The following is a 14,033-nucleotide window of genomic DNA, read 5'->3' as shown; positions in this document are numbered from 1 at the left end:
TTCCCGGCAATTAATCCTCATTCCGCCCGGCGCCGCACAATGAGAATAAAAAAACCGCCGGGGACACATCGCCAGCCATATGGGGCGCTGCATCTCCGGCGGTTGCACGGGATTAACGGAAAAATCAGGCCATCGCCTGGCGGACCCGCGCCAGATCGTCAGGTGTATCAACCCCAACGGTAGGCGTCGCTTTGGCCACATCCACGTGAATTTTCTCGCCATACCACAGCACGCGCAGCTGTTCGAGCATTTCAATCTGCTCCAGCGGGCCCGGCGCCCAGCTCACATAACGGCGGATAAAGCCCGCCCGGTAGCCATAAATGCCGATATGGCGCAGCAGAGAGTCACCAATGGTGTCCCGGGTCTGGGCAAAACGGTCGCGATCCCAGGGAATGGTCGCCCGGGAGAAATAGAGCGCAAAGCCCTGCGCGTCACGCACCACTTTTACGGCATTGGGGTTGAAGGCTTCTTCCGGTTCGCTAATCGGCACTGCCAGGGTCGCCATACCGGCATCAACCCGGGCGAGGTTGTCTGCCACCTGGCGAATAATCACCGGCGGGATCATCGGCTCATCGCCCTGAACATTCACTATCAGGGTATCGTCGCTGAACTGGTATTTTTCGACCACTTCCGCCAGGCGCTCAGTGCCGGACTGATGATCCGCCCGGGTAATGCAGACTTCACCACCGGCGGCTTCTACGGCCCGGGCCACATCCGGGTGGTCAGTGGCCACAATGACACGCTCCGCCCCGGATTCACGGGCACGCTCCAGCACGTGAACAATCATCGGCTTACCATTGATGTCTTTTAATGGTTTACCGGGCAGCCGGGTAGAGGCGTAGCGGGCAGGAATAATGACGACAAAACTCATGGTTTACTCTCTTCCGCAGTCAGTGAGCGCGCCTCGTGCTCCAGCAGCACCGGGATCCCATCCCGCAACGGAAAGGCCAGCGCGTCAAACTTACAAATCAGTTCTTGTTTATCCTGGTTGAAGTAGAGCTTGCCGTTACATACCGGGCAGGCGACGATTTCTAACAAACGATGATCCATAACTCCTCCTGACGGATCGAACAATAGCGACGAGAATATCACGGTACCAGCGGGATTTCCCACTCCAGCGCACTCAGAGCGGCCAGCGCCGGGGGCAATTCGCTAAGGCGGATCTGCACCGCCCCCTGCCAGCGGGCAAAATCGGTGATGGCCGTACGTATGCCGTTGATCAGCCCCGCGGTTATACGGGTCTCTGTTTCCAGGTAGAGGTTGATAACCTCAAAACACTCGGCTTTACGGTGCATTTTGCTGTCCATTCGCCCCACCAGTGCATCCCGGTACAGCAGCGGTAACACAAAATAGCCGTAACGCCGTAAATGCGCCGGGGTATAACACTCCAGCCGGTAACTAAAATCAAATAATTGCCCAGCCCGCCGCCTATCCCACACTAGCGGATCAAACGGCGACAGTACGGTGGTATGGGTGGCGGGCAATTTTCCATCCAGGGCTGCCGTCAGTGCCGGCAACTGTTGCTGGTGCAAGTACATCGTGCCCAGTTGCTCCACCTCCACCGGGATGATGCTGCCGCTGTCCAGCCAGGCCGTGAGCAGCGGTTTCAGATCGACATTGCGTAAGCGGTAATAGTCCGCCAGCCATTCCGGGCGAAAAATACCCAGGCTACGGGCGCTGTTCTCCAGCATCCGGGCCTCCGCCTGTTCACGGGGGATAAGATCCCGGGCATCGTCCCATTCCGGCATGATCCGCCGGGTGAGATCGTAGACCCGCTGAAAATTGTGCCGCCGGGCAACCATCACGTCGCCGCGGGTAAACAGCCCTTCCAGGTGGCGCTTATGGGGCTTCCACTCCCACCAGCCGCTGCTGCCCTTCCCGGTGTGGGAGAAATCTGCGGATCGCACCGGGCCGTGGCGCTCAATCTGCGCCAGTAGCGCACCTATCTCTTGCTGGTGTGCGGTCATCCAGTCGTGATGGTATTTCCAGCCCATTCCCTGTGGGTCCAGCATCCGGTGGCGCACCAGGGCAAAATCCTGGCGCGGCAGGAAACAGGCTTCATGGGCCCAGTATTCGAACAGTTGTCCGGTGGCCAGCGCATCATCAAGCCATGTTGCCGGGTACGATCCCAGCCGGCTGAACAGCACCAGGTAAGGGCTACGGGCAACAATATTGATGGTGTCTATCTGCAACAGGGACATTTGTTCAATGGCGCTGAGCAGGTCAGCAGGACGAGGATGACGGCGCGGTTTGCGCAGCAGGCCCAGGGCGGACAGCTGTAGCCGGCGGGCCTGACGAAGGGAGAGAGCAATAGGCGGCATCACGCATCCTGTTATACGCTGCGTGAACCGCCCCGGGCGCAGTGATTAATTGACCAGGGCCTGAAGTTCAGCAAGCAGTTTTTCGGCATCCGGCGCGGCAAGTTGTGCATCCACCGGCAGATACCACCAGTTATCTTCGGCAAAAGCCCGGCATTTGACGGCGTCTTTTTCGGTCATCAGCAGAGTCTGCCCCGGGCCGACCAGCCCCTGAATAGCCTCAGCAGACGGCGCATAGTGATCCGAGAGCGGGACGTTTTTTTCTGTCACCACCCCCAGCGATGCCAGTGTGGCAAAAAAGCGCGGTGGGTGGCCGATACCGGCCATTGCCACCACATGGGACAACTGGCTGGCATCACAGCGGGCGCCGGTTTTCAGGTTAACCGCCTGCCCTGGAGACAGCGACATCGCTATCTCCCCAGGCTGCGCGGTACCGCCGTTGACGATGACCGCATCAACCGATCGCAGACGCCCTGCCCGCTCCCGCATCGGCCCGGCCGGTAACCACCAGCCATTACCGAAACGGCGTACGCCATCCACAACCACAATTTCTTTATCCCGGCACAGGGCATAATGCTGTAACCCGTCATCGGTAATAATAATTTGCGGCTGCGCCTGATCAATCAACGCCTGGACCGCCTCCGCCCGGCGAGGAGACACCGCGACCGCAGCGCCGGTGCGCTGATAAATCAGCACCGGCTCGTCACCGGCCTCAGCGGTGGTGGTGCCCGCCGACAGCAGCAGAGGATAGTGCCCGGCCTTCCCCCCGTACCCGCGTGAGACAACCCCTACCCGGATCCCCCGGGCTGTTAGCTGCTCAACCAGCCAGATAACCACCGGGGTTTTGCCGTTACCGCCTGCGGTCAGGTTGCCCACCACCACCACCGGTACCGGTGAGCGCCAGCTACGCCGCCAGCCCAGCCGGTAACTGAGCCTGATAACCGCAGTGATAAGGCCGTATAGCAGGGAGAGCGGCCATAACAGCAGCCAGAGCGGCGAATGACCTGACCAGATCTTTTCGATCATTGGCCGAACTGCATCCGGTGTAACTGCGCGTACACGCCGCGCTGTTCCAGCAGATCCGTATGGCTACCGCGTTCCACAATGGTGCCATCTTCAACCACAATGATTTCATCAGCTTTTTCAATGGTAGACAGCCGGTGAGCAATCACCAGTGAGGTGCGGTTTTTCTGCAGTTCATCCAGCGCCGCCTGGATCGCCCGTTCGGATTCGGTATCCAGCGCGGAGGTGGCTTCATCGAGGATCAGCACCGGGCTGTCGCGCAGCAGTGCCCTGGCTATCGCGATACGCTGGCGCTGGCCGCCGGATAACAGCACGCCGTTTTCCCCAATCACCGTGTCCAGACCGTTATCCATCTTGTTGATAAAGTCAGTGGCATAGGCCATGGTCGCCGCCTGTTCAATCTGCGCACGGTCATACTCTTCCGTACGGGCGTAGGCAATATTGTTGGCGATGGTATCGTTAAACAGGTGGACGTTCTGGGAGACCAGCGCCACCTGATTACGCAGCGAACGCAAGGTATATTCGCGCAGGTCGTGACCATCAAGCAGCACCTCACCGGAGTCCACATCGTAGAAACGGGTGATCAGGCTGGCAAGGGTTGATTTACCGGAGCCAGAGCGCCCCACCAGGGCGACGGTTTTCCCGGCTGGGATTTTGAGGTTGATATTGCGCAGTGCCGGTACATCCCGCCCCGGGTAGGTAAAGGTCACATTGCGGAATTCGATATCCCCGTGAGCGCGCTCAACAACCCGTTTGCCTTCGTCTTTTTCCTGCTCCATATCCAGAATAGAGAACAGGGTCTGGCAGGCAGCCATCCCGCGCTGGAATTGCGCATTGACGTTGGTCAGCGATTTCAGCGGACGCATCAGGGCAATCATTGAGGAGAAGACCACGGTAATGGTACCGGCCGTCAGGCTTTGCATCACGCTCGGGAAGCTGGCGGCGTAGAGCACAAACGCCAGCGCCAGGGAGGCAATCAGCTGGATAATCGGGTCAGAAATGGACGAGGCAGAGACCATTTTCATCCCCTGGTGACGCATCCGGTTACTGACTTTGTTAAAGCGTTCCCCTTCAACTTCCTGGCCACCAAAAATCAGCACTTCTTTGTGCCCTTTCAGCATCTGCTCGGCGCTGGCGGTCACCTGGCCCATGGTGTTCTGCATGTTCTTACTGATACTGCGAAACCGCTTAGACACGATGCGAATAGCAACAGAAACCACCGGTGCCAGCACTATCAGGATCACCGATAACTGCCAGCTGTAGTAGAACATCATCACAAACAGGCCGATTATCGAGGCCCCTTCGCGGACCACGGTGATCAGTGCGCTGGAAGAGGACGACGCAACCTGTTCAGAGTCATAGGTGATACGGGAAAGCAGTGTCCCGGTAGATTGTTTATCAAAGAAAGAGACCGGCATCCCCATCATGTGATTAAACAGACGGCGACGAATAGTCATCACAACTTTACCGGATACCCACGAGATACAATAGCTTGATACGTAGCTGGTGATACCGCGTAACAGCATCAACCCAATAACTACTAAGGGCATCCACATCAGAACAGAGCGGTCAGTTTTACCAAAGCCATCATCCAGCAACGGTTTGAGCAACGACAGCATGTAAGTGTCACTGGCTGCGTTGAGGATTAACGCCACTGCGGCCACAATCAGGCCCGGCCGGAAAGGCGCGATTACCGGCCAAAGCCGTCGGAAGGTCTGCCACGTGGAGAGATCTTTATCGTTATGCATTCAGTCTAACCAACATCCTAATGAAATAGCCGCACATTCTACCCGCTATCGGCAGGTACGCCAAACCACTGATGGTACCAGCGAGGGTAAATTTGCTTGCGGGCGCTCAAAATTTCCAACCGATCGCTAAACATTTGTACAGTAATCTGGCCAGATTGCCCGGTATCGTGCCAGTCGATACCGCGCTGACGGTAACGTTGCACCACCTGATGCGCCGGAAAACGCCATGGATTATAGCGCGCCACAGACGCCAGCGCGGCCTGAGGATTCACCCACTGTAATAACTGCCCGGTAGATGATGTCCGGCTGCCGTGGTGGGGTACCTGTAACACACTGGCCTGGACATTACCGCGCTGCGTTTTCAGCATAGCCAACTCCGCCGCGCGCTCAATATCCCCGGTGAGCAAGATACTGTGGGTGCCGTCACTGATCCTCACCACACAGGAATGGTTATTCTCTGCCCCCGGGCGGCTACGCGGCGGCCAGAGCACCTGCAGGCTCAGCCCCTGCCAGCGCCACGCCTCCCCGGCAAAACACGGCCGGTGGCCCGGGGTCAGCATGGCGCTATATACCGGTAACCCAGGCCAGGCCCGCTGAATGCTGCCCAGCCCGCCGATATGGTCGAGATGCCCGTGGCTGATGATAACCCCATCGGGCGCCAGCCCACGCCAGCGCAGCCAGGGAATAATCGCCTGCTGGCCGCTGTCCCCGCCCGGCCAGCGATTACCGGTATCGTAAAGCAGCGCCCGACGGTCTTTCTCCACCACCACCGCCAGACCGTTCCCCACATCCAGCATATGCACCGCCCAGCGCAAGCCGCCACTGGCCGTGGGCCAGTAACCACTGGTGCACGCCAGCAGCATCGCCAGTACCAGTGCCGGGGAGCTGCGGTACCATCCCAGCCGCCAGGTGACCATCACCACCAGCGGGATAAATGCCAGCCCCGTTGCCCGGCTGTCCAGCGCCAGCCAGCCCGGGGGCAGCCAGTGCATCACGCGCAATACCGCATCCAGGACGTTATCCGCCAGCCACCAGCACAGCCAGGCGGCCCCGGGGATCCCACTGGTGAGCATCCCCACCAACAGCAGCGGCACCACCAGCAGACTGACCAGCGGCACCGCTACCATATTGGCGGCAAACGCGCTGAGGCTGACGCCGTGGAAGATAATCACCTGTGCCGGCAACAGCAGTGCGCTGATCCCCAGTTGCAGATGCCCCAACCCGGCCAGGTAACGCCAGCCGCGGGGATACGCGGCTAAATCAAACGGCACCCAGCGGTACCACAATACCAGCGCGCCGGTCGCGCAAGCCGATAAGCGAAAACTGTCTGACAGTATAGTCAGCGGATCGGCAAACAGGATCCCCGCCACGCAGCATAGCCAGACCGTTTCCGGCGGCCATTTGCGCCCGCTAAGGCGTAACAGGCTCCAGAGCATCAGTGCCAGTAACGCCCGTAATGCCGGGGGATTTGCACCCGAGACCCAACAATACAGCGCCGCCCCGAGGATGCCCACCAGTAAGGGGATACGAACCCCAATACCCGCCGCCGGTAATAGCCACTGCACCAGCCGCGCCAGCAACCAAAACACCCCGGCGGACTGGGCAATATGCAGGCCAGAAATCGCCATCAGGTGCGCGGTTCCCGTATCCCGGAATAACTGCCTTACCGGTTCTGGCAGCCCCCGGCGGTCACCAAATGCCAGCGCCCGGATCACCGCGCCGTGGCGGTGCTCTCCGGCAGCGGTCGTAATATGGCGAGTGAGGCGGCTGTGCCAGCTACAGGTGTGGGACAGCCGTTGCGACTTCAGCACCTTGCCGGTAAGGATCTGCCGGTTGGCCACGGCACGGCGCTGGCTATCGAACCCGGGAATATTCAACTGGCCGTGTACCGGACGCAGCCGCAGGTGCATTGACCAGCGCTGGCCCGGGCACACCTCCGGGGACGCAGGTAAACCGCGAACCCGTACGTTAACCCGGGGGAAAAGCGGCTGCCCGTTATAGCGGTAGAGTGCCACCCGGGTATGGCCCCCCTCGTTCTGGCTTAGCAGTTCCCCTTCGGCGTGGATAACCCCCTGGGTCAGCGCCGTGGCGGGCCACAATACCCGATGGCCCGCCAGACAAGCCCAACAGGCCATGAGTAGTATTAAACCGGTGTAGCGTAGCGCCCGAAGCGGGATAAGCAGCAGCAGGATAGCCACCAGAACCGCAGCCCCGGTTAACGGCAACCCGGGAAGTGACGCCAGCCAGCACAGCGGGAGTACCCCGCCAACCACACAGCAACCGCTGATCCGTAATGACAACATGTGCCCTCCTTGTTGTGCCCTCCTTGTCGTGCACAGTGTCGTCGCGCCGGGGGCCGCCGTCCTCCCCGATATTCTGTTTATCCGGCAATTATTCAGTGAAAAGTGACCGCTACAGCATGCGTTACCCCAGAAATACGGCCAAATACGCATCTTGCAGGCAAAAAAAAACGACATCCGCAGATGTCGTTTCTTGTCTGGTCAGCCCGGTGGGCTCAGCCATAAATATTGGCGCGGTCGCGCAACTCTTTACCCGGCTTGAAGTGCGGAACATATTTGCCTTCCAGTTCCACTTTATCGCCGGTTTTAGGGTTGCGTCCAACACGTGGCGCGCGATAGTGCAAAGAGAAACTGCCGAAACCCCGGATTTCGATACGCTCGCCCTCTGCCAGGGTAGAGGCCATATGCTCCAGCATCTCTTTTACGGCATCTTCCACCGCTTTAGCGGGCAGATGAGATTGCTGGCTTGCAAGTCTTTCAATCAATTCTGACTTGGTCATGCTTCCTCCGGTTTCCTTGTCAGGAAAATTATCTTACAGCTCTCGAACGAACAAGGGCGGCCGCAGCCGCCTTTAAGCGTAAGGTCGAAATTATTCGCCTTTAGCTGCTTTGAACGCTTCAGCCATTGCGTTAGAGAAGTTACCGTCTTCCTGTTTGTTAACAGAAGCGATTGCATCTTTCTCTTCAGCTTCGTCTTTAGCACGAACAGACAGGCTTACTACGCGGTTTTTACGGTCAACGCCAGTGAATTTAGCTTCAACTTCGTCGCCAACACTCAGAACCAGAGTAGCATCTTCTACACGGTCACGTGAAGCTTCAGAAGCGCGCAGGTAACCTTCAACGCCATCAGCTAATTCAACTGTAGCACCTTTCGCATCAACTGCGGTTACTTTACCAGTAACGATAGCGCCTTTCTTGTTCAGAGCAACGTAGTTGTTGAACGGATCTTCTGCCAGCTGTTTAACACCCAGGGAGATACGTTCACGTTCTGCGTCAACCTGCAGAACAACAGCTGCGATTTCGTCGCCTTTTTTGTATTCACGTACTGCTTCTTCGCCTGCAACGTTCCAGGAGATGTCAGACAGGTGAACCAGACCGTCGATGCCGCCGTCCAGGCCGATGAAGATACCGAAGTCAGTGATAGACTTGATTTTACCTTCAACGCGATCGCCTTTGTTGTGGGTCTCAGCGAACTGCTGCCACGGGTTGGCTTTGCACTGTTTCAGGCCCAGGGAGATACGACGACGTTCTTCGTCGATATCCAGAACCATAACTTCCACTACGTCGCCAACGTTAACAACTTTGGACGGGTGGATGTTTTTGTTGGTCCAATCCATTTCGGATACGTGAACCAGACCTTCAACGCCTTCTTCGATTTCAACGAAGCAGCCGTAGTCAGTCAGATTGGTAACGCGACCGGTCAGTTTGGTACCTTCCGGATAACGTTTAGCGATAGCTACCCAAGGATCTTCGCCCAGCTGTTTCAGGCCCAGGGATACACGGGTACGTTCGCGGTCGAATTTCAGCACTTTAACAGTGATTTCGTCGCCAACGTTCACGATTTCGCTCGGATGCTTAACGCGTTTCCAGGCCATATCGGTGATGTGCAGCAGGCCGTCTACGCCGCCCAGATCCACGAATGCACCGTAGTCAGTGAGGTTCTTAACGATACCTTTGACTTCCATGCCTTCCTGCAGGTTTTCCAGCAGCTGATCGCGTTCTGCACTGTTTTCAGATTCGATAACAGCACGACGGGAAACAACAACGTTGTTACGTTTCTGGTCAAGCTTGATTACTTTGAATTCAAGCTCTTTGCCTTCCAGGTGCAGCGTGTCGCGAACCGGACGCACGTCAACCAGGGAACCCGGCAGGAACGCACGAATACCGTTCAGCTCAACAGTGAAGCCGCCCTTGACTTTGCCGTTGATAACACCAGTAACGGTAGCTGCTTCTTCGTAAGCTTTTTCCAGCATCAGCCACGCTTCGTGACGTTTAGCTTTCTCACGAGACAGCAGAGTTTCACCGAAACCGTCTTCTACTGCATCCAGAGCAACGTCAACTTCGTCACCAACCTGGATTTCAAGTTCGCCCTGGGCGTTTTTGAACTGCTCAGCCGGAATGGCAGACTCAGATTTCAGACCGGCGTCAACCAGTACTACGTCTTTGTCGATAGCAACAACAACACCACGAACGATTGAACCCGGGCGGGTTTCGATTTCTTTCAGGGACTCTTCAAAGAGTTGAGCAAAAGATTCAGTCATGTTTAGTATTAGGATCTTTAATTTAACGTCCACCTGGCTCCATGCCGGATGGGGTTGTTTAAATGCCTGCCAACAATCCATTGCGGCAGGTACTACTGAAACAATAGCCGGAACCGCTCAGGAAGCGTGCTTCCCGGGCCATTCCGGACCGATTCTGCTGTGCTTTATGACTGCACAGACGCCAATTTCTGGCGGGCGTATTCTAACGCTTTTTCAATTACTTGCTCAATAGTTAATCGCGTTGAGTCAAGCACTAAAGCATCTTCTGCCGGTACCAACGGTGCGACTGCACGGTTGCGATCGCGTTCATCGCGTTCTTTGATCTCGGCCAAAAGGCGCTCAAAGTTAACACTAAAGCCCTTATCCTGCAACTGTAGCATACGGCGCTGGGCGCGCTCTTCTGAAGAGGCATCCAGAAATATTTTTACCGGCGCATCCGGGAACACCACCGTCCCCATGTCGCGACCATCGGCAATCAGGCCTGGCGCTTCGCGAAACGCCCGCTGGCGGCGCAACAGCGCTTCACGAACCCGCGGAAATGCCGCCACTTTTGATGCGGTATTCGCCACGTCCTGGGTACGGATTTCACCACTGACATCCTCCCCTTCCAGAATAACGTCCAGCTTACCGCCGTTAGAGACGAACCGCACATCCAGATGGGCAGCCAGTGGCACCAGCGCGTCTTCGGCATCCACATCAACCCGGTGATGCAGGGCGGCCAGTGCCAGTACCCGATATATCGCCCCTGAGTCCAGTAAATGCCATTGCAGCGCCTCTGCCATTGCCTTGCATAAGGTGCCTTTTCCTGCGCCGCTTGGGCCATCAATGGTGATTACCGGAGCGTGTGCTGTCATCTTTCTCTCCTTTTCTGAGAATGCAGGTGAACCATTACGGCGCGCATTATACGCTGCAACCTCCCGGACTGTTACCACTGTCGTGAAATATCATTCTGAAACAATAAGTATAGAAGTAACTGCCATACAGTGCGGGGATACGAAGAGAAATAGCGGCGGGAAACCCGGGCCCTGCCAGCGCAAGGCCCGGGGGTAAATTAAGCCTGGGTGCTAATGGCCGCCAGACGCTGGAAATAGTCCGGGAAGGTTTTTGCGGTGCATTTCGGATCAAGGATAGTGACCGGCGTGTCCGACAAGGCCACCAGGGAGAAGCACATTGCCATCCGGTGGTCGTTATAGGTGCCTATCTCGGCAAACGTCAGCCGGGCCGGAGGGGTAATGGTAATAAAATCCTCGCCTTCAATCACATCAGCACCGACTTTACGCAGCTCAGTGGCCATCGCCGCCAGACGATCGGTTTCCTTCACCCGCCAGTTGTAAATATTGCGCAGCGTGGTGGTGCCGTTGGCGAACAGTGCCGCGGTGGCGATGGTCATCGCCGCATCGGGAATATGGTTCATATCCATATCAATGGCGTTGAGGGTGCCCCGGGTACAGGCAATAAAATCATCGCCCCAGGTGATGGTCGCGCCCATTTTTTCCAGCACATCCGCAAAGCGAATATCGCCCTGCACACTGTTGCGGCCAATACCGGTCACTTTCACGGTGCCGCCTTTTATGGCGCCCGCCGCCAGGAAATAGGACGCAGAAGAGGCATCCCCTTCCACCAGGTAATCCCCCGGGGAGTGGTACTGCTGCTGGCCGCGCACCACAAAACGCTGGTATTGCTGGTTCTCTACCGCAACGCCAAACGTCTGCATCAGGTTAAGGGTAATATCAATATAGGGTTTTGATACCAGGTCGCCTTTAATATCAATCACCGTGTCCTGGCTGGCCAGCGGCGCAGCCATTAACAGTGCGGTCAGAAACTGGCTGGAAACCGAACCATCAACGCTGACATTTCCGCCGGTAAAACCACCGCGCAGGCGCAGCGGCGGGTAGTTTTCCTGCTCCAGATAGTCAATCTGTGCCCCGCCCTGGCGCAGCGCATCCACCAGATGGCCAATAGGCCGCTCTTTCATGCGCGGTTCACCGGTCAGAATAATGTCGTTACTTCCCAGGCATAGCGCCGCCGCCAGCGGGCGCATTGCGGTACCTGCGTTACCTAAAAACAGCTCCAGCGGGCCCTGCGCCTGAAGCGGCCCGCCCAGGCCAGTAACCTCACAGCGGGTGCGATCGTCAGACAGCGAATAAGACACCCCCAGCCGTTGCAGGGCATTAAGCATATGGCGGACGTCATCGCTGTCCAGCAGGTTAGTCAGGGTGGTGGTGCCGGTCGCCAGTGCGGCCAGCAACAACGCGCGGTTAGATACGCTTTTAGAACCAGGAAGATTGATAGTGCCATTGACCAGCGCAACGGGCTGGAGGGTCAGGGATTCCTGCATAGGGGTAAAGCTCTCACGTCAAAAAATTGAAACCCCGCGATGCGTGTCGCGGGGGCAGATCGGTAGCCTTCCGGGAGGGATTACCCGTGGCGGCGTTCAAAATCCAGCATAAAATCGGTCAGGGCACGAACCCCTTCCAGAGGCATGGCGTTATAGATGGAGGCACGCATTCCCCCTACCACGCGGTGGCCTTTCAGCGCATGCAAACCCGCCGCAAAAGACTCTGCGAGGAAAACCGCATCCAGGGCGCTGTCTGCCAGCTGGAACGGCACGTTCATCCGTGAGCGGTTTGCTGCAGCCACATTGTTACGGTAGAAATCGCTGTTATCGATTACGCCGTACAGCAACTCGGCTTTTTGCTGGTTGATTTGATCCATTGCCGCCACGCCGCCTTTGGCTTTCAGCCATTTGAACACCAGGCCCGCCAGATACCAGGCAAAGGTCGGCGGGGTGTTGAACATTGAGTCATTGTTCGCCAGCACGGTGTAGTCGAGGATTGACGGGCAGGCACTATTCGCTTTACCCAGCAGATCGTCACGGACAATTACCAGGGTCAGGCCCGCCGGGCCGATATTTTTCTGGGCGCCAGCATAAATCACGCCGAAACGGCTGACATCGATAGGGCTGGAAAGGATAGTTGAGGAGTAGTCCGCAACGACGGTGACATCATCCCCAAAAGCCGGCATTTCATTGATGGCAATCCCATCAATGGTTTCGTTCGGGCAGTAATGGAGATAGGCCGCCTCTTTAGACAGCTGCCATTCGCGCATCGGTTTGATCGCGCGCTCGCCGTCCACGGTAATGCAAGCATCGATCACATTCGGGGTGAGGTATTTTTTGGCTTCTTTGGCTGCGCTTTCTGCCCAGTAACCGCCATCAACGTAGTCGGCCACGCGGTTATTGCCCGCCAGGTTCAGCGGCACCGCCGCAAACTGACCACGGCCACCGCCGTGGCAGAACAATACTTTGTAGTTAGCCGGGATATGGAGAAGATCACGTAAATCTTTTTCGGCCTGTTCCGCCACCTCGATAAAGGCTTTACCGCGGTGACTGATCTCCATTACCGAGGTGCCTAAGCCATTCCAGTCACACAGCTCAGCCTGAGCCTGTCGCAGTACATCAGCCGGTAGCATTGCCGGGCCAGAGCTAAAATTAAAAATCTGAGTCATTTCCCCTCACCACACCTAAATCAATACGTTTTCCTGTGGCTATCGGTTTTATCATTGCGACGCACCGGCTGCAATGGCTAATCGCCTCCGGGATGATTTTGTGGCGGAAATCACACAAACGCATCGACTGTTAAACAGCGAAAATCTGGCGTAAATCGCTGCTAACTAACCCGGGAAGCCCGGCTGGCCTTCAGCCAGCGTTCTTCTCCACAACGGGAGCAGCGGCAACGATCGCCGGCACACATATCCCGCACCGCGCTACAGCGGATGCACGCATAATCGCCGTTTTCCGGCAAGACACGGTATGGCTGCTGGCCAACGCCGGGTAAGATCGGTAGCCCGGGTTTTATTTCCGCCTCCGGGTAGTAGTAAATACTGATTTGGCCGTTGGTTTCGAGGATCGCCAGCGCAATCTGGCCAAGATGGGAAACACCGCTCAGGCGTAACTCCATAAAAAACTCAAACTCTGTCATATTTTCTTGCTGCAAATGGCTCCACGCCAGCTCGCCCTGGGCCACAATAATGACCGGTTTTCCCTCCAGTAGCCCCTGTAACCGCTCGCTGTGGGTCATCAGCCAGATGACCAGCCGGTAACACGCCCCCAGCACCAAAAACACCACCAGCACAGGCAGCATCGGGACATCGTCATAAAACGCCACATCCCCCGCGGCGGAACCCAGCGTGAGAATAATCAACACTTCAAACAGCGACATTTGGCTCACACCGCGCCGCCCGGTGAGTTTGAGAAACAAATAGACCAGTACAAAGGTATAGACACAGCGGACAGCGACTTCCCACAGGAAACTCGCGGACACCTTATCCAGCATCATGCGGTGCAGGTCGAAGGCTTGCATGATTTACGTCCTGATTGATGGC

Annotated in this window: 12 protein-coding genes; all 12 read right to left on the bottom strand. The window is 57.0% G+C overall.

Annotated features, from left to right (window positions below; translation table 11 throughout):
* Positions 1-124: 124 nt before the first annotated feature.
* Positions 125-871, bottom strand: a complete 747-nt coding sequence (gene kdsB / locus F9C28_RS10010; protein ID WP_199015069.1) for a 3-deoxy-manno-octulosonate cytidylyltransferase — start codon at positions 869-871, stop codon at positions 125-127.
* Positions 868-1,050 (bottom strand): protein YcaR, encoded by a 183-nt coding sequence (ycaR, locus tag F9C28_RS10005; RefSeq protein WP_199015068.1) that lies wholly within the window; start codon positions 1,048-1,050, stop codon positions 868-870. The genes kdsB and ycaR overlap by 4 nt, the downstream gene beginning before the upstream one ends.
* Before the next feature lie 38 nt (positions 1,051-1,088).
* Positions 1,089-2,321 carry a winged helix-turn-helix domain-containing protein gene (locus tag F9C28_RS10000; RefSeq protein ID WP_199015067.1) on the bottom strand — a complete coding sequence of 411 codons (1,233 nt, stop codon included), beginning with the start codon at positions 2,319-2,321 and terminating at the stop codon, positions 1,089-1,091.
* Positions 2,322-2,366: 45 nt separating this feature from the next.
* On the bottom strand, positions 2,367-3,344 hold the full coding sequence (gene lpxK, locus F9C28_RS09995) for a tetraacyldisaccharide 4'-kinase (RefSeq protein ID WP_199015066.1): 978 nt from the start codon (positions 3,342-3,344) through the stop codon (positions 2,367-2,369).
* A complete protein-coding gene (msbA, locus tag F9C28_RS09990; protein ID WP_199015065.1) occupies positions 3,341-5,089 on the bottom strand; it encodes a lipid A ABC transporter ATP-binding protein/permease MsbA in 1,749 nt (582 codons plus the stop codon). Before msbA ends, lpxK begins: the two co-directional genes overlap by 4 nt.
* A 38-nt stretch (positions 5,090-5,127) precedes the next feature.
* Positions 5,128-7,392 (bottom strand): DNA internalization-related competence protein ComEC/Rec2, encoded by a 2,265-nt coding sequence (locus F9C28_RS09985; RefSeq protein ID WP_199015064.1) that lies wholly within the window; start codon positions 7,390-7,392, stop codon positions 5,128-5,130.
* Positions 7,393-7,604: 212 nt separating this feature from the next.
* A complete protein-coding gene (ihfB, locus tag F9C28_RS09980; RefSeq protein WP_199015063.1) occupies positions 7,605-7,889 on the bottom strand; it encodes an integration host factor subunit beta in 285 nt (94 codons plus the stop codon).
* 90 nt (positions 7,890-7,979) lie between these two features.
* Complete coding sequence (gene rpsA / locus F9C28_RS09975; RefSeq protein ID WP_002439551.1) at positions 7,980-9,650, bottom strand: 30S ribosomal protein S1; 1,671 nt, start codon at positions 9,648-9,650, stop codon at positions 7,980-7,982.
* A 164-nt stretch (positions 9,651-9,814) separates the two neighbouring features.
* Complete coding sequence (gene cmk, locus F9C28_RS09970; protein WP_199015062.1) at positions 9,815-10,504, bottom strand: (d)CMP kinase; 690 nt, start codon at positions 10,502-10,504, stop codon at positions 9,815-9,817.
* Between the two features lie 197 nt (positions 10,505-10,701).
* Entirely contained in the window at positions 10,702-11,988 is a 1,287-nt protein-coding gene (gene aroA, locus F9C28_RS09965) for a 3-phosphoshikimate 1-carboxyvinyltransferase (RefSeq protein ID WP_199015061.1), read from the bottom strand.
* An 80-nt stretch (positions 11,989-12,068) separates the two neighbouring features.
* Positions 12,069-13,157, bottom strand: coding sequence for a 3-phosphoserine/phosphohydroxythreonine transaminase (gene serC / locus F9C28_RS09960; protein ID WP_199015060.1), 1,089 nt, complete (start codon positions 13,155-13,157; stop codon positions 12,069-12,071).
* 161 nt (positions 13,158-13,318) lie between these two features.
* Entirely contained in the window at positions 13,319-14,011 is a 693-nt protein-coding gene (locus F9C28_RS09955; protein WP_199015059.1) for a DUF421 domain-containing protein, read from the bottom strand.
* Positions 14,012-14,033 lie beyond the last annotated feature (22 nt).

The sequence above is a fragment of the Shimwellia pseudoproteus genome (assembly GCF_016415625.1).
GTDB classification, from domain to species: Bacteria; Pseudomonadota; Gammaproteobacteria; order Enterobacterales; family Enterobacteriaceae; genus Shimwellia; species Shimwellia pseudoproteus.
Note: the sequence above shows the minus strand (reverse complement) of the source record. Positions and strands in the feature narration are given on the sequence as shown.

Excerpts from the sequence above, each read along its gene's own strand:
- serC (WP_199015060.1), bottom strand. The coding sequence starts at position 13,157 with ATGACTCAGATTTTTAATTTTAGCTCTGGCCCGGCAATGCTACCGGCT.
- lpxK (WP_199015066.1), bottom strand. The coding sequence starts at position 3,344 with ATGATCGAAAAGATCTGGTCAGGTCATTCGCCGCTCTGGCTGCTGTTA.
- aroA (WP_199015061.1), bottom strand. The coding sequence starts at position 11,988 with ATGCAGGAATCCCTGACCCTCCAGCCCGTTGCGCTGGTCAATGGCACT.
- F9C28_RS10000 (WP_199015067.1), bottom strand. The coding sequence starts at position 2,321 with ATGCCGCCTATTGCTCTCTCCCTTCGTCAGGCCCGCCGGCTACAGCTG.
- kdsB (WP_199015069.1), bottom strand. The coding sequence starts at position 871 with ATGAGTTTTGTCGTCATTATTCCTGCCCGCTACGCCTCTACCCGGCTG.
- rpsA (WP_002439551.1), bottom strand. The coding sequence starts at position 9,650 with ATGACTGAATCTTTTGCTCAACTCTTTGAAGAGTCCCTGAAAGAAATC.
- F9C28_RS09985 (WP_199015064.1), bottom strand. The coding sequence starts at position 7,392 with ATGTTGTCATTACGGATCAGCGGTTGCTGTGTGGTTGGCGGGGTACTC.
- F9C28_RS09955 (WP_199015059.1), bottom strand. The coding sequence starts at position 14,011 with ATGCAAGCCTTCGACCTGCACCGCATGATGCTGGATAAGGTGTCCGCG.
- ihfB (WP_199015063.1), bottom strand. The coding sequence starts at position 7,889 with ATGACCAAGTCAGAATTGATTGAAAGACTTGCAAGCCAGCAATCTCAT.
- cmk (WP_199015062.1), bottom strand. The coding sequence starts at position 10,504 with ATGACAGCACACGCTCCGGTAATCACCATTGATGGCCCAAGCGGCGCA.
- ycaR (WP_199015068.1), bottom strand. The coding sequence starts at position 1,050 with ATGGATCATCGTTTGTTAGAAATCGTCGCCTGCCCGGTATGTAACGGC.
- msbA (WP_199015065.1), bottom strand. The coding sequence starts at position 5,089 with ATGCATAACGATAAAGATCTCTCCACGTGGCAGACCTTCCGACGGCTT.